Origin of the sequence: Streptomyces sp. NPDC017979 (assembly GCF_044328175.1) — a bacterium.
In the GTDB taxonomy this organism is placed as follows: Bacteria; Actinomycetota; Actinomycetes; order Streptomycetales; family Streptomycetaceae; genus Streptomyces.
The window spans coordinates 552372-567903 of record NZ_JBIRGU010000002.1; the positions used below are offsets into that span (position 1 = coordinate 552372).

The 15532-nt window shown below is 70.9% G+C and carries 13 protein-coding genes; 7 read left to right on the forward strand and 6 right to left on the reverse strand.

The window, feature by feature from the left end:
- The first annotated feature begins 304 nt into the window (after nt 1-304).
- The 6 genes from ACH4E8_RS08480 (at nt 305) to ACH4E8_RS08505 (ending at nt 5876) form a co-directional block, all read left to right on the forward strand.
- Entirely contained in the window at nt 305-1360 is a 1056-nt protein-coding gene (locus ACH4E8_RS08480; protein WP_398445635.1) for an MFS transporter, read from the forward strand.
- Between the two features lie 56 nt (nt 1361-1416).
- On the forward strand, nt 1417-3708 hold the full coding sequence (locus ACH4E8_RS08485; protein WP_398445637.1) for a molybdopterin oxidoreductase family protein: 2292 nt from the start codon (nt 1417-1419) through the stop codon (nt 3706-3708).
- 9 nt (nt 3709-3717) lie between these two features.
- Nucleotides 3718-4386: a 4Fe-4S dicluster domain-containing protein gene (locus ACH4E8_RS08490; protein ID WP_398445639.1), complete on the forward strand. Its 669-nt coding sequence runs from the start codon at nt 3718-3720 to the stop codon at nt 4384-4386.
- Nucleotides 4383-5120: a ubiquinol-cytochrome c reductase iron-sulfur subunit gene (locus tag ACH4E8_RS08495; RefSeq protein ID WP_398445641.1), complete on the forward strand. Its 738-nt coding sequence runs from the start codon at nt 4383-4385 to the stop codon at nt 5118-5120. The genes ACH4E8_RS08490 and ACH4E8_RS08495 overlap by 4 nt, the downstream gene beginning before the upstream one ends.
- The gene (locus tag ACH4E8_RS08500) at nt 5117-5563 is read left to right on the forward strand and encodes a hypothetical protein (protein WP_398445643.1); all 447 of its coding nucleotides are present in this window, start codon (nt 5117-5119) and stop codon (nt 5561-5563) included. Before ACH4E8_RS08495 ends, ACH4E8_RS08500 begins: the two co-directional genes overlap by 4 nt.
- Nucleotides 5564-5669: 106 nt before the next feature.
- Nucleotides 5670-5876: a hypothetical protein gene (locus ACH4E8_RS08505; RefSeq protein ID WP_398445645.1), complete on the forward strand. Its 207-nt coding sequence runs from the start codon at nt 5670-5672 to the stop codon at nt 5874-5876.
- A 40-nt stretch (nt 5877-5916) separates the two neighbouring features.
- Here the strand turns inward: ACH4E8_RS08505 and mscL are convergent, their stop codons facing one another.
- The 6 genes from mscL to ACH4E8_RS08535 all read right to left on the reverse strand — a co-directional run bounded on the left by mscL (nt 5917) and on the right by ACH4E8_RS08535 (nt 12302).
- The gene (mscL, locus tag ACH4E8_RS08510) at nt 5917-6417 is read right to left on the reverse strand and encodes a large conductance mechanosensitive channel protein MscL (RefSeq protein WP_398445647.1); all 501 of its coding nucleotides are present in this window, start codon (nt 6415-6417) and stop codon (nt 5917-5919) included.
- Nucleotides 6418-6558: 141 nt separating this feature from the next.
- A complete protein-coding gene (locus ACH4E8_RS08515; RefSeq protein WP_398445649.1) occupies nt 6559-7230 on the reverse strand; it encodes an RcpC/CpaB family pilus assembly protein in 672 nt (223 codons plus the stop codon).
- A 368-nt stretch (nt 7231-7598) separates the two neighbouring features.
- Nucleotides 7599-8438 carry an S-methyl-5'-thioadenosine phosphorylase gene (locus ACH4E8_RS08520; protein ID WP_398445651.1) on the reverse strand — a complete coding sequence of 280 codons (840 nt, stop codon included), beginning with the start codon at nt 8436-8438 and terminating at the stop codon, nt 7599-7601.
- Between the two features lie 260 nt (nt 8439-8698).
- Nucleotides 8699-9088, reverse strand: coding sequence for an FmdB family zinc ribbon protein (locus ACH4E8_RS08525; protein WP_398445653.1), 390 nt, complete (start codon nt 9086-9088; stop codon nt 8699-8701).
- A gap of 68 nt (nt 9089-9156) precedes the next feature.
- Nucleotides 9157-10437 carry an MFS transporter gene (locus tag ACH4E8_RS08530; RefSeq protein WP_398446096.1) on the reverse strand — a complete coding sequence of 427 codons (1281 nt, stop codon included), beginning with the start codon at nt 10435-10437 and terminating at the stop codon, nt 9157-9159.
- A 422-nt stretch (nt 10438-10859) separates the two neighbouring features.
- Nucleotides 10860-12302 carry a potassium/proton antiporter gene (locus ACH4E8_RS08535; RefSeq protein WP_398445655.1) on the reverse strand — a complete coding sequence of 481 codons (1443 nt, stop codon included), beginning with the start codon at nt 12300-12302 and terminating at the stop codon, nt 10860-10862.
- A 300-nt stretch (nt 12303-12602) separates the two neighbouring features.
- On the opposite strand from ACH4E8_RS08535, the gene ACH4E8_RS08540 reads away from it, so the two are divergent.
- Nucleotides 12603-15503 (forward strand): penicillin acylase family protein, encoded by a 2901-nt coding sequence (locus ACH4E8_RS08540; protein WP_398445656.1) that lies wholly within the window; start codon nt 12603-12605, stop codon nt 15501-15503.
- Nucleotides 15504-15532 lie beyond the last annotated feature (29 nt).

Here is a 15532-nt window from a genome sequence, read left to right on the forward strand (position 1 = left end):
GCGTGCCGCGGGCCGACTGGGCTAAGCCGTCACCCCACCGCCTGACGCCCCGCCGCCACGAAAGGCGCACGTGGCACGGCCTGCCTACGGTGGCCGCGTGACCGAGCCACCGCCGCGCCCGGACGGGCCGCCACCACCCGAGCCGACCCGGGACGGGCCCGCCGCTCCCGGTCCTCCGCCTCCTGCGGCGAGCGGGACCACGGCGTACGGAACGGGCGCGACGACCGTCCCACCGGTCCCGACCGTCCCACCGGGGCCACCGGGGCCACCGGGGCCACCGGGCGGGGCGGGCGCGGTGCCGCTCGTGCCGGAACCGAAGGGCGGGGCGCGCTCCCCGGGCTCGGTGCAGGCCCGCGCCTCACTGGTCGCCACCGCGGTCTCCGCGCTGCTGGTGCTGGCGATCGTGTTCGGCAGCCGGATGCTGCGCGACTTCGACTCCGCCCTCCTCCCCTACGCGGTCGCCACCGTCTTCCTCGCCTTCGGCGTCGCCTACCGCTACACCGTCTGGGTCTCCTCGCCGGGCGCCCGCAGGCTGCTGCGGAAGGGCTGGCGCAGCTTCTTCTCGCTCCGCAACGCCCGCCGCGCCCCCACCGCGCTGCCGCGGATGGCCGCCACCTACCTGGGCTTCCAGAAGTTCCTCGGCGCCCGCTCCCGGGCCCGCTGGGCGGCACACCAACTGATCTTCTGGGGGTGCGTACTGGCGGCGCTGATCACCTTCCCGCTGACCTGGGGTTGGTTCACCTTCACCGCCGGCACCGGCTCGGGCCCCGGCTACGAGATGCGGATCTGGGGGATCAAGGTCCTCGGCTTCGACGCCCTGGACGCCGTCGGCTGGGTGATGTTCCACGGCCTCGACCTCGCCGCGGTGCTGGTCATCCCGGGCGCCTCGTACTTCCTGTGGCGCCGGCTCAAGGACCGCGCCGCCACAACCGGCCAGCGCTTCGCCTACGACCTGATCCCGCTGATCGCCCTGATCGTGATCTCCGTGACGGGCCTCCTGCTCACCTTCTCGTCGCTGTTCCTGCACGGCGGGGGCTACGAGTTCCTGGCGGTCCTGCACATGGTGGCCGTGGTCTTCACGCTCATCTACCTCCCCTTCGGCAAGTTCTTCCACATCGTCCAGCGGCCCGCCGCCGTGGGCACCCAACTCTTCACCTACACCGCGCGCCAGGACGGGCCGGTCCTCGACTGCCGCCGCTGCGGCGAGACCATCGGCACCGCCCCGTACGTCGACAACCTCCGGGGCACCATGCGGGACCTGGACCTCGGCTTCGACGAGTGGGCGGAGTACTGCCCGCGGTGCAAGCGGGCCCTGCGGGGCGCCGCGTACCTCTCCCACGTCAAGAAGGGCTTCCAGTGACGACCGCGCCGCGCCAGCCCGGCCCCGGAGGCGAACCCGGACCGGGACCCGGCCCCGTGCCCGTGCCGTTCGACAACGCGATCGCCCCGCCCGGCACCCGCAGCTTCCGGGATGCCGGCGGCATCCCCGCCGACCGGTGGCACGCCGACCAGCACGGCGAGACGCTCGTCCCCACCCACTGCTGCTTCTGCGGGGTCCAGTGCGGCATGTACCTCCGGGTCGACCGCGCCGGCAAGGTCTTCGGCGTCGAGCCCCGCAACCACGACATCAACCGGATGAGGCTCTGCCCCAAGGGCATCAACGCGTATCAGCAGGTCAACCACCCGGACCGGTTGACCGCCCCGCTGCTGCGGCACTCGCGCGACGCCCCCTTCAGGGAAGCCACCTGGGACGAGGCACTGGACTTCACCGCCGCCGAGATCCGCCGCATCCAGGGTGCCCACGGCAAGGACGCCTTCGGCCTCCTCGGCGGCGCGAGCCTGTTCACCGAGAAGACGTACCTGGTGGGGAAGTTCGCCAGGGTGGCCCTCGGCACCCGGCACGTCGACTACAACGGCCGCCTGTGCATGGTCTCCGCCGCGGGGGCGAACAAGCTCGCCTTCGGCATCGACCGCGCCGGCAACCCCTTCTCCGACATCCTCCGCACCGACTGCCTGCTGCTGGCCGGCGCCAACGTGGGGGAGTGCTTCCCCGTGCTCACCCAGTACGTGTGGGGGGCCAGGGACCGGGGCGCGAGCCTCATCGTCGTCGACCCGCGCGAGACGGCCGTGGCCCGCACCGCCGACATCCACGTCGCCCTCAAGCCCGGCACGGACGCCGCCTTCTTCAACGCCGTCCTCAACGTCATCGTCGACGAAGGGCTCACCGACGAGGCGTACCTCGCCGCGCACACCACCGGCTGGCCCGAAGTCAGGGCACAGGCCGCCGAGTTCCCGCCCGGGCGGGCCGCCGAGATCTGCGGTGTGCCCGTCGAACAGATCGTGCAGGTCGCCAGGGTCTTCGGCACCGCGGACAACGCCATGGCCTGGCACGCCCGCGGCATCGAGCACCACTCCCAGGGCGTGGAGAACTGCCTCTCCGTCATCAACCTCTGCGTCGCCACCGGCAACCTCGGCCGCCCCGGCGCCGGCTACGGCACCCTCACCGGCCAGGGCAACGGCCAGGGCGGCCGGGAGCACGGTCAGAAGTCCGACCTGCTGCCCGGCGGCCGCTCCATCAACGACGAGGAGCACCGCCGTCAGGTCTGCGAGATCTGGGGCATCGACCCCGCCGAACTGCCGCGCGCCGGGACTTCCATGATGGAGATGGTCTGGCAGATGCAGCGCGCCGAGATCCGCGGGCTGATCGGCGTCTGCAACAACCCCTTCGTCTCCCTCCCCAACTACGAGGTCGTCAAGGACGGCTACGACGCCCTCGAATTCCACGCCCAGTTCGACTTCTTCCTCTCCGAGACCGCGGCCAACGCCCACGTCGTCTTCCCCGTCACCACCTGGGCCGAGGACGAGGGCGTGATGGCCAATGCCGAAGCCCGCGTCGTCAAGCACAACAAGGCCCAGGAGCCACCTGAAGGCGTGCGCACCGACACCTGGGTCCTGTGCCGACTCGCCGAACGCCTCGGCGCGGGTGACAAGTTCCCCTACCGGGGATCGCGCGACGTCTTCGAGGAACTGCGCATCGCCTCCGCCGGGACCGTCAACGACTACTACGGCATCACCTACGAACGGCTGGAGGAGACGGGCGGCATCGTCTGGCCCTGCCCGTCGACCGACCACCCGGGCACCCCACGGCTCTTCGAGGACGGGCGCACCCACCACGCGGACGGGCTGATCCACCTCCAGGCCGTCGGCTGGCACCCGCCCGCCGACCCGTACGACGACGACCACCCGCTGTCGCTGACCACCGGCCGGACCGTCGCCCACTTCCTCTCCGGCAATCAGACCCGCAGACTCGGCGCGCTGGTCGAGCAGACCCCGCGGCCCTGGGTGGAGGTCCACCCCGCGCACGGCTTCCGCTCCGGCGACCCCGTGCGGGTGGTCACCCGGCGCGGCAGCGAGGTCTTCCCCGCCCTGGTCACCGAGGCGATCCGCCCCGACACCGTCTTCATCCCCTACCACTGGCCGGTGCCCACGGCCGCCAACGCGCTCACCATCGACGCCCTCGACCCCCGCTCCAAGATCCCCGAGTACAAGGTCTGCGCCTGCCGCATCGAACGGGCCGAGCACGTCGACGACGTCCCCGAACCACCCACGGCCCCCGGCCACCGCGCGTACCCGGAAGTCCAGGCCGCCCTGGCCGACCCCCTGCCGCCCTCGGCACCCCAGGGGCGGGGCACCGGCGAGAGGAGCTGAAGCCCGACCATGATGGGCAGAACGATCTTCATCGACCCCGGCCGCTGCATCGGCTGCCAGGCGTGCGTCTCCGCCTGCCGCGAGTGCGACTCCCACCGCGGCCAGTCCATGATCCATCTCGACTACCCCGACGAGGGCCATTCCGTCGCCTCCCTTCCCACTGTCTGCATGCACTGCGAGGACCCCGTCGCGCCCTGCGCCGAGGTGTGCCCGGCCGACGCGATCCTGGTGACCGCCGACGGCGTGGTGCAACAGGCCGACACCACCCGCTGCATCGGCTGCGCCAACTGCGTCAACGCCTGCCCCTTCGGCGTACCGAAGATCGACCTCGCGGCGAAGCTCCAGATGAAGTGCAACCTCTGTTACGACCGCACCTCGGCCGGCCTCGCCCCGATGTGTGCGACGGTCTGCCCCACCGGGGCCCTCTTCTACGGCACCGTCGACGAACTGCGGGCCGAGCGCCCCGGAGTGCAGGTCGCCGACTCCTTCACCTTCGGCCGGACCACGGTCAGGACCGGCGTCGCGATGGTCGTCCCGGCGGACAAGGTGCAGTGGCCCGTCCCCGGCGGGCTGCCCGTCATCTCCGTCAACGGCGTGGACGTCGCCGGCGCCGGACGGGACGCGGCACGTCCCGACGCCACCGGGCCGCAGGCGACGGGGGAGGCGGATCCACGGTGAGCCTCACCGCACCCCCGCCGGCCGACCCCTCGGACCCGCACGACCCCGCGAACCCGCCCGGCTCCGAGGGCCCGTCCGGGCCGTCCGGGCCGACTGACCCACCAGGCCCGTCCGGAGCTGCGCAGCCGCCGTCGGGCGACGGTTCGCGAGAGGCCCTGAACGACCGGATCTCCGCGGACTCCCTCACCACCCGGCGCGACTACCTGCGCATCGTCACCACCGTCTCCGGCGGCCTCGCCATCGGCGGCCTCGGCGTCGCCGCCGGCATCCTGCACCGCCACAACGACTCCGAGGGGGTGCCCGAGCCCAAGAAGATCGCCGACCAACTGGGCCCCGGTGAGTCGATCGCCTTCCGCTACCCCGGCGACGAGGACCGCGCCCTGGCCGTACGGCTCGTGGACGGCAGCCTCGTCGGCTACTCCGCGGTCTGCACCCACCTCGCCTGCGCCGTGCTCTACCGCGCCGACCGAGGGCAGCTCGGCGAACTGCTCTGCCCCTGCCACGAAGGCGTCTTCGACGTCCGCACCGGCGAAGTCACCGCCGGACCGCCACCGCGCCCCCTGCCGCGGGTGATCGTCACCGAGGACCTCGACGGCAGCATCTGGGCCCTGGCGACCACTCGCTCCGGGGAGAGCGACAAGGACGCCTGGTGTCGACAGTTCGCCGACGTCGCGCCAGAGCAGGCCATCGAACTCGGCTGTCCCGGCGCGGAGCTTCCGAAAGGCCAGGCATGACCGACTCACCGCAGCCGCAGCCGCAGCCGCCGTCCTCGAACCCTGGGCCCGGACGCATCGGGCCCCCGGACACGAGCCATCCGCCGCCCTATCCGCCCCCGCCGTCCTATCGGCCGGGAAGCGCCGACCCCAGGCTGAACCGGCCCGTCCGCGAACGCTATCCCCAGATCAGGCCGACCAGCGGCTGGGGAGATCCGCGGATCAGCCGCACCGGCCCGGGGCCGGGCGCCGGGGGCGAGCAGCAGCCGGAGCGGTCGGCCGCCCTCACGGCCCGGCTGGTGCTGGCCATGACCGTGGTCGTCGGCCAGCTCTGGGGACTGACCGTGATCGTCAACGCTTGGATGCAGGGCAACACCGGCACGGCCTGGTGGGGTGCGGGCTTCCTCTGCCTGTCGTTCCTCGTCGTCCTCGTGCTCTGGCTGCTCGATCCCAAGGACCGCTGACCCCCGCGGCGGTTCGACTGCGGCGGGTACGGCTGGCGGGACAAGCGGTGGAACGGGCAGCGGGACGGGCGGCGTCGCCGGCTCCGATGCGCCGTACCCTGGTGGTATGAGCACCGCCCCCGCCCCCGGACCGCGCGATGCGAAGCGACCCCGGCAGCAGCGCCCCAAGCCGGGCCTGGTCTTCGACGATCCGCTGGACCAGCAGTCCTCGGACGATACGGACCGCGGGTGGGGTGAGCGGACTCCTGCGAGCACGAGCAGCGCGGACGATCTCGCGCGCTTCCTCGACGAGAAGCCGCCCCACCACCTCTGAGCATCGACCGCCGTCAGACGGACACTGCTCGGGACACCACCTAGGGTCGGTCCGAGGGCTGGCCGCCCGCGGTACCGCCCGGCGCCCCGCCGCTGCGCGACTGGGCCACCAGGGCGTCCCGGATCTCCTTGAGGACCTCCAGCTCCGACAGCTCGACGACCTCCTTCGTCCCTTCCTTCGCCGCATCCCGCTCCGCCTTGCGGGCCAGGTACTTCGCCATGGGCAGCACCATCAGGAAGTAGACGACGGCGGCGGTGATGATGAAGCTCAGCGTCGCCCCGAGGACGGAGCCCCAGAGGATCTTGATGCCCTGGACCTCTCCGTTCACCACCTTGCAGGTGCCCTTGATGCAGGTGCTGTAGGCGTCGAGGTCCTGGGTGCCGAACGCGCCGACGACCGGGTTGATGATGCCCTTCACGACGGAGTTCACGACTTGGGTGAACGCCGCGCCGATGACGACGGCCACCGCCAGGTCGATCACGTTCCCGCGCATCAGGAACGCCTTGAAGCCCTCCAGAAGGCTGACTTTCTTCTCGGTCACCGCTGAGCCCTTCTTCGTAAACGTGGAATGCGGAGTCAAACGCTCCGCAACCTACGGCACGCGGTGGAGGCGCTGTCCAATCAAGGGCGGGGACGAGGCGCAACGGCGGCACGCCAGTACGAGTGAGGGCGGGGCGGGAGCTCAGCACACCGCCACCACCAAACGGGAACCGGCCGCGGCCCCGGCCAACTCGACAGCCGTGTCCCGGGGCACGGACAGCACCACCAGCGCCCCGCCGGCCGAACCGTCGCCGGCCGGATCGCCCGCGGCCGCTTCGACCCCAGCATCCGCACCGTCCGGCGCCGGCCCACCGGGAATCCGCCCGCCCCGCTCCGGCACGGACTCCACCCGCACCCCGGCCGCCACCACCCGGGCCTCCGGAACGGCATCCGCGGATGCACCCGTACCCGCGGGCTCGGGCGCGGCGATCACATCGACCCGATCGCCCGGCCGCAACAACCGCACCGTCGCCGCGTCCGCGATCCGCACCGGAGCGGACACCAGGCGCATCGAGGGTCGGGGCTCCTCCACGGCCCTGGACGCACCCCGCGCCGCCGCCGTCGTCGAAGCGTCGTCCGCAGCCGTCGACCCACGGGCTCCGGAAGCGGCGACGGCTGCCGCCACCACCGCGAGCCCGGCCGCCAGCGCGCGCCGTCGCCTCCTCAGCGCCCTTCGCAGCCGGTGCGCACCGCCCCGTACCCGTAGCGGCGGAAAAGGAGGAACGCTGCGGGGCTCGGGCACGGGAGAGGGCGGCAGCCCCGGAGCAGTGGAGAAGGGTGGGCTCGCACCAGCAGGGCCCGCGCCCGCACCCAAGCAAGCGCCAGGAACCGCTTTCGCGCCCGGTGAATCCGTCCGCAGCGAAGCCGCAGCGCCAGAGCGGCCGGAGCCGGCGGGGTGGCCAGAGCCGGCGAGGCGGCCGGAGCCGCCCGGGTGGCCCGAGTCGGAGGCACCCGCAGAAGGAGGGAAGGTCGTCATCGTCATGCACCGCCTGCCGTGTGGATCGTGAGAGCCATTGCGTCGCGGCCGTCTTCGACCGCGTGCCTTCACGATCCACCCGTCGTCGGAATCCCGCTGACGGCTGTGGACAACTACTCAGCTGTGGATAACTTCCTCACCCACACGAGCACCCACGCCCGTTCCGACCCCTCACTCACACGGGCCCGAACCCTCCCCGGTCAAGCTCAGGGAAGCTCGATCCCCAGGTTCCACCCCTCGTGCGCCTGCGTGCACAGGCAGTCCCGCTCCCCGATCGCCGGCAACGCGCCCACCGCGTCGAAGAGGACCGTCCGCAGCCGGTCCACGTTCTCGCCGAAGACCCGCATCACCTCGGTGTGCGAGACGCCGTCACCCGTCTCCGCACCCGCGTCCAAGTCCGTGACCAGAGCCAACGCCGTGTAGCACAGCTCCAGTTCACGGGCGAGCACCGCCTCCGGGTGCCCGGTCATCCCCACGATCGCCCCGCCCGCCGCCGCGTACCACCGCGACTCCGCCCGGGTGGAGAACCGCGGTCCCGCTATGACGACCAGCGTCCCCCCGTCGACCGGCTCCCACTCCCGCCCCCGCGCCGCCTTTACCGCCACGGCGCGCCCCGCGGGGCAGTAGGGGTCGGCGAAGCCGGTGTGGACGACGTTCGGAACGGCTCCGTCCGCACGGGCCACCCCGTCGAAGTAGGTCTCGGCCCGCCCCTTCGTGCGGTCCACGAGTTGGTCCGGCACGACCAGCGTCCCCGGCCCGTAGTCCGGCCGGAGGCCGCCCACCGCGCACGGCGCCAGCACCTGTCGCACGCCCACCGAGCGCAGCGCCCACAGGTTGGCGCGGTAGTTGATCCCGTGCGGGGGAATGCGGTGGTTGCGTCCGTGCCGAGGGAGGAAGGCGACCTTCCGGCCCGAGACCTCACCGAGGAAGAGGGAGTCACTGGGGCTGCCGTAGGGCGTGTCCACCTGCACCTCGGTGACGTCCTCAAGGAAGGAGTACAGACCCGAGCCGCCGATCACGCCGATCTCTGCGTTCGCATTCGCCATGGCGGTCACACTATCGAGGGCCGCCGGACCGGAGGAGACCCCCGGAAGGGACCCCGGAGGACCCACCTGCCACGACTCGACTGACCGACCCCCGGGCACGACCCGAGCGACCGCCCCCGCTGCCACCCGGACGCCCGACCCCGGACCCGCCAACGGCCCCGCCGTACGAGACGGACGGGGACGTGTGGACGAGACCGTTGAAGAGTCGAAGGAGTCGGGCCGAACGTCGTAGCGCCCGCTACGGCCGACGAGCAGGTCGCTCAGGCAGCGGAGCTGCTGGCGCTCGACGTCGACGAGGACGTCCCCGCCGAAGCCTTGTCGGAACCGGAACCGGAACCGGAACCGGAACCGGAACCAGACGCGGATCCCGACCCCGACCCCGAACCGGAGTCGGAAGACGAGCCCGAAGCGGCCTTGTCGGAGCCCTTCGCACCGGAAGCGGAAGACGAAGCCGGCGAGCTGCTGGACGACGAGCCGCGGCTGTCGTTCCGGTAGAAGCCCGAGCCCTTGAAGACGATGCCGACCGCGGAGAACACCTTCTTCAGGCGTCCGTCGCAGCTGGGGCACACGGTCAGGGCGTCGTCCGTGAACTTCTGCACCGCCTCAAGGCCCTCGCCGCATTCGGTGCACTGGTACTGGTAGGTCGGCACGTGTCTTCCTCCTGGCACTCTCACTCGATGAGTGCTAACGACGGTCTATAGTGACCTATTCCAACGGATCAGTCCACCGGCACCTGTGGGCGGTGATTCTTCCCACCCGCACCACGCGCTTCCTGCACACCACGCGCCGCTATCCGCCCCTCGGCCGACGGCACCAGCCGCGACCGCAACGAGACCAGCGTGACCAGCGCCAACGCGGTCCCCACCAGCGGCACCAGGAATCCGGCGCTCGCCCCGCGCGCATCCGCGAGCTGCCCGGCCGCGGTCACCGCGAGCGCCTGCCCCAGTGCGACGGCGCCCGTCAGCCAGGTGAACGCCTCCGTCCGCGCCGACGCCGGCACCAGCGCCTCCACCAGGGTGTAGCCGCCGATCAGCGCGGGCGCGATGCACAGTCCGACCAGCAGACCGAGCGCGCCGAGCAGCACCACGGAGTGCGCGGTCCACAACAGCGAAGCCGTCAGGGTCAGCCCGACGTACCCGACGACCACCCGCCGCAGCGGCCCGTTCTTCCAGGCGATGGCGCCGCACGCGATGCCGGCCAGCATGTTGCCGGCTGCGAAGGTCCCGTACAGCACTCCGTTGACGCCCGGATTGCCGATCTCCTCGCTGAACGCCGTCACGGAGACCTGCATGCCGCCGAAGACGGAGCCGATGCCCAAGAAGGCCACCGCGAGCACCCGCACACCCGGTACGGAGAGCGCGGACGCACGCTTGTGACCTGCGGCGGAGCCGTTGCCGTAACCCATTGTTCCGGCGCCGCTCCTGAGAACCGGCGGCTGGGTGCGATACTGCGCGGCGAAGAGCAGGCCGCCGACGAGCGTCAGCGCGCCCTCGGCGATCAGACCGGCCGCCGGGTGCAGGCCCGTGCTCAGCGCGGTCGCGAGCACCGGGCCCACCACGAACGTGAACTCGTCCGTCACGGACTCGAAGGCCGCGGCCGTCGACATCAGGGGCGAGCCGTCCAGCTTCGCCGCCCACCGGGCCCGCACCATCGGACCTATCTGCGGTACGGACGCACCCGTCGGCACGGCCGCGGCGAACAGCGCCCACAGCGGCGCCCCGCCCAGCGCGAGCGCGGTCAGACCGGCCACCGACGCCGTGTGCACCACGACGCCCGGCAGCAGCACCGCGCGCTGCCCGAAACGGTCGGCGAGCTTGCCGCTCTGCGGCGCGAAGAGCGCCATCGAGACGCCGGTGACGGCCGCGACGGCGCCCGCGCTGCCGTACGAACCGGTGGTGTGCTCGACCAGCAGCACGATGCCGATGGTCAGCATCGCGAACGGCTGCCGGGCGGCGAAGCCGGGGAGCAGGAAGTTCCACGCGCCGGGGGTGCGTAGCAGTTGCCCGTATCCCGGGCGGGCCGGCTGCGCCGACTTCTCTGGTCCCTCGGGTCGCTCGGGACGTCCCTGCGGGGCCTTGGGGGCACCGTCGGGGTTCGGGGTGACCGCGGAGTCCACGGTCCGTGCCTTTCTGCCGCCTGGTAGCGGGTCCCTCGTGCGGGACCCGGCCGAGAGCTGTCCACTCGCGCGGAACTGCGGTAGATACCGGGGCCCACTGCGAGGACTCCTCGGCCGCCATGCGGTCGCGCCAGCTCTGCGTCAGGCAGAGGTGGTCGATCAGGTGTGGCCATGGTAACCGGCCAAACCAGGACGCACAGGCCGGCGGACCAGCCGCGCCGCGCGCCGACCTGCCCGTACGCCGACCAGCGCGCCCCCGACCCGCACCCCGTACCCCCGCACCCCGTACCCCCGGGACCCCGGCCTCAGCTCGCCGTGCCCAGCCACCCCGCCAGCTTGCCGCCCTGCGCCACGGCCCTCAGTCGGCGCTCGGTCGTGTCCCGCACCGGATCGGTCGCCACGACCAGTAGTTCGTCCCCGCGCCTCAGCACCGTCGACGGCAGCGGTACGAAGCTCTTCCCGTCCCGTACGACCAGCGTCACCGCCGCCCCGGCCGGCAGCCGCAGCTCCGCGACCTCCACCCCGTGCATCTTGGACTCCTCCGGGATGGAGACGGAGAGCAGATGGCCGCGCAGCCGCTCCAGCGGAGCCGACTCGATGCCGAGGTCGGACGGTGCGCCCGGCCCCAGCTTCAGGGCCCTGGCCAGCCACGGCAGCGTCGGCCCCTGCACCAGGGTGTAGACCACGACCAGCACGAAGACGATGTTGAAGATCCGGGTGCTGTCGGCCACCCCCGACACCATGGGGATGGTGGCCAGGATGATGGGCACCGCGCCGCGCAGCCCCGCCCACGACAGCAGGGTCTGTTCCCTCAGCGAGACCGAGAACGGCATCAGGCTCACCAGCACCGAGAGCGGACGCGCGACCACGGTCAGCACCAGTCCGATGAGCAGCGCCGGCACCAGGTCGTCGCCCAGTTCGTGCGGGGTCACCAGCAGTCCGAGCAGGACGAACATCCCGATCTGGGCGAGCCAGCCCAGCCCCTCGGCGAATCCGCGGCTGGCGGGGGCGTGCGGCAGCTTCGAGTTCCCGAGCACGACCGCGGCCAGGTAGACGGCGAGGAAGCCGCTGCCGTGGGCCATGGCGCCCGCCGCGTACGCGATCACCGCGATCGCCATCACGGCGATCGGGTACAGCCCGGAGGCCGGCAGCGCCACGTGCCGCAGCCCGAAGGCGCCCAGGAAGCCGATGGCCAGGCCGATGCCGGCGCCGATCGCCAGCTCCAGCGCTATCTTCCCGACCAGCACGTACCAGTCGTCGACCGGGCCGGCCGTCGAGAAGGCGACGACGAGGATGACGACGGGGGCGTCGTTGAAGCCGGACTCGGCCTCCAGGACGCCGGTGACCCGGGACGGCAGCGGGACCCTGCGCAGTACGGAGAAGACCGCCGCCGCGTCCGTCGACGAGACCACGGCGCCGATGATCAGCGCCTGCCGCCACTCCAGCCCGACCAAGTAGTGCGCGGCCGCGGCCGTGACGCCCACGCTGATCCCGACGCCGATCGTGGACAGCACGACCGCTATGGGCAACGCGGGTTTGATCTCCTGCCATTTGGTGCCAAGGCCACCTTCGGCCAGAATCACCACAAGAGCGGCATAACCTATCACTTGCGTCAGTTCGGCGTTGTTGAACGTGACGTTGAAGATGCCGTCCTGGCCTATGGCGACGCCGATGCCCAAGTACAGCAGCAGGCTGGGGAGCCCGCTGCGGGACGAGATGCGTACCGCGGCGACGGCGATCAACAGCACGAGCGCGCTGCTGAACAGGAGCTCATTGAGGTCGTGGACAGTCAGTGGCCGATCCTTCCCCTCGCGCCTCTACGTGCCGGACGATGATTCCGGGCGGCGACACTTCGTTACCTTACCTAATCTTTAACGTTTCCTTGACGTCGGGGCCGAACTTCGAGGTGCGAGCGCTCAACTGGCGTTAATGGGGCGCAAGGTGACGCTCTGGAGAGGGGCTTGTGGATACCGCGTCCGGGTGAGGCCGCGGCTGCGCCTATGGTTGCTCCAGCACTCCAGGACCAGCTTGCGCCTCGAAGGACAGCGATGCCCTCCAACACAACGGCCTCTTCCCCCAAGAAGAAGAAGGGGCGACGCGGTCGTCTGATCGTGATCCTCCTGGTGCTGGCTCTCCTCGGGGGCGTCGGCTACGGCGGCTACTGGGGCGTCGACGCGGTCCGCGCCTCCTTTCCGCAGACGACCGGCGAGATAAAGATCGACGGGCTCAAGGGCAAGGTCGAGGTCAAGCGGGACGACTACGGCATCCCGCAGCTGTACGCCGACAGCGACGAGGACCTCTTCCGCGCCCAGGGCTTCGTCCACGCGCAGGACCGCTTCTGGGAGATGGACGTACGCCGGCACATGACCGCGGGCCGCCTCTCCGAGATGTTCGGCAAGGACCAGGTCGAGACGGACGCCTTCCTCCGCACGCTGGGCTGGCGCAAGATCGCGCAGCAGGAGTACGACCAGAAGCTGTCGGCCGAGACGAAGAAGTACCTGGACGCGTACGCGGCGGGCGTCAACGCGTACCTCAAGGACAGGTCGGGCAAGGAGCTCTCGGTCGAGTACGCGGCCCTCGGGTTCGTGAACGGCGACTACGCGCCGGAGCCGTGGACGCCGGTGGACTCGGTGGCCTGGCTCAAGGCGATGGCGTGGGACCTGCGCGGCAACATGCAGGACGAGATCGACCGTTCGCTGATGACCAGCCGACTGTCCCAGGACCAGATCGCACAGCTGTACCCGAAGTACCCGTACGACCGGAACCGGCCGATCGTCGACCGGGGCGCGGTCGACGAGTCGGACAACCGCTTCGACCTCAAGGCCGAGCCGTCCCGTGACAACGGCAGCAACGACAATGGCAACGGCGGCAGCAATGGCAGCGGTTCCAACGGCAACGGCAACAGAAACGGTTCCAACGGAAACGGTTCCAACGGCAGCGGCAACGGGAACAACGGCAACGGGAACAACGGCGACGGCATCTCGTCCAACAGCGGCTCGAACAACGAAGGCTTCACCGGCGGCACCAACTCCTCCGACGCCATCGAGGGCCTGAACGCCCAGCTCTCCTCCCTCTCCGACAACCTGGACACGCTCCCCGCCCTGCTCGGCCCGAACGGCAGCGGCATCGGCTCCAACTCCTGGGTCGTCTCCGGCAAGCACACCACCACCGAGAAGCCCCTGCTGGCCAACGACCCGCACCTCGCGCCGCAGCTCCCCTCGCTCTGGTACCAGATGGGCCTGCACTGCCGCGAGAAGTCCGAGTCCTGCTCGTTCGACACCGCGGGATACACCTTCTCCGGCATGCCCGGCGTGATCATCGGACACAACCAGGACATCGCCTGGGGCATGACCAACATGGGCGCGGACGTCACCGACCTCTACCTGGAGAAGATCTCCGGCGACAGCTACACCTACGACGGCAAGCAGAAGCCGCTGACGGTGACCGAAGAGGTCATCAAGGTCGCCGGCGGCAAGAACAAGACGATCACGGTGCGCGCCACGGACCGGGGTCCCCTCGTCTCCGACCGCAGCACCGAGCTGGAGAAGGTCGGCCAGCAGGCCCATGTCCCGAACTCCGCCCCGGACCGCGCCACCGGTTACGGCGTCTCCCTCCAGTGGACCGCGCTGCTGCCGGGCAACAGCATGGACGCCGTCTTCGAGCTGAACCGCGCCGACGACTTCGACTCCTTCCGCAAGGCGGCCAGCAAGTTCGAGGTGCCGTCGCAGAACCTGATCTACGCGGACGCCGAGGGCAAGATCGGCTACCAGGCCCCCGGCAAGATCCCGGTCCGCGCGGAGGGCAAGGGCGACAAGCCCGCGCCCGGCTGGGACCCGGCGTACAAGTGGGACGGCTACATCCCCTTCGACGAGATGCCGTACGAGGAGGACCCCGAGCGCGGCTACATCGTCACCGCCAACCAGGCCGTGATCGACGACTCGTACAAGCACGACCTCACCGTGGACTGGGGCTACGGCGCCCGCAGCCAGCGCATCAACGACATGATCGAGCAGAAGATCAAGGACGGGGGGAAGATCTCCACCGAGGACATGCGCACGATGCAGACGGACAACAAGAGCGAGATCGCCAAGCTGCTGACGCCGACCCTCATGAAGATCAACATCTCCGACCCGAACGTCCGCGAGGCCCAGAAGCTGCTGGAGGGCTGGGACTACAGCCAGGAGCCGGACTCCGCGGCCGCCGCGTACTTCAACGCCGTGTGGCGCAACATCCTCAAGCTCGGCTTCGGCAACAAGCTCCCCAAGGAACTGCGCGTCAAGGGCGACTGCCTCTTCGTCCGCCCGGCCGGCAGCAACGCCCCGGCCGACCAGATCGAGCCGGTCGAGGAGTGCGGCACGCGCGACGCCGACTCGGCGCAGCCGGACGGCGGCGACCGCTGGTTCGAGGTGGTCCGCTCGATCGTGGACGACGAGGACAACCCCTGGTGGCAGTCGCCGCGCAGCCGCACGGACAAGGCGACCGACACCCGCGACGAGCTCTTCGCCCGCGCCATGGAGGACGCCCGCTGGGAGCTCACGGCCGAGATGGGCAAGGACATCGACAGTTGGAGCTGGGGCCGGCTGCACCAGCTCCAGCTCAAGAACCAGACCCTGGGCACCGAGGGCCCCGGAGTCGTCAAGTACCTGCTCAACCGCGGCCCGTGGAACCTCGCCGGCGGCGAGGCCACGGTGAACGCCACCGGCTGGAACGCCGCGGCGGGCTACGACGTGGTGTGGGTTCCGTCGATGCGGATGGTGGTGAACGTCGGAGACTGGGACCGGTCGCGCTGGATCAACCTCACCGGCGCCTCCGGGCACGCCTACAGCGCGCACTACACCGATCAGACGGACAAGTGGGCCAAGGGCGAGCTGCTCGACTGGTCCTTCACCCCGGAAGCGGTTCAGAAGAACACCGTCGACACGCTCACCCTCACCCCGGCGACGGGCTGAGCGCGGCCGTCAGACGCGCCCCGTGCGGG

Coding starts and splice junctions, on each gene's coding strand:
- ACH4E8_RS08500 (WP_398445643.1), top strand. CDS start 5,117: ATGACCGACTCACCGCAGCCGCAGCCGCAGCCGCCGTCCTCGAACCCT.
- ACH4E8_RS08520 (WP_398445651.1), bottom strand. CDS start 8,438: ATGGCGAATGCGAACGCAGAGATCGGCGTGATCGGCGGCTCGGGTCTG.
- ACH4E8_RS08540 (WP_398445656.1), top strand. CDS start 12,603: ATGCCCTCCAACACAACGGCCTCTTCCCCCAAGAAGAAGAAGGGGCGA.
- ACH4E8_RS08490 (WP_398445639.1), top strand. CDS start 3,718: ATGATGGGCAGAACGATCTTCATCGACCCCGGCCGCTGCATCGGCTGC.
- ACH4E8_RS08505 (WP_398445645.1), top strand. CDS start 5,670: ATGAGCACCGCCCCCGCCCCCGGACCGCGCGATGCGAAGCGACCCCGG.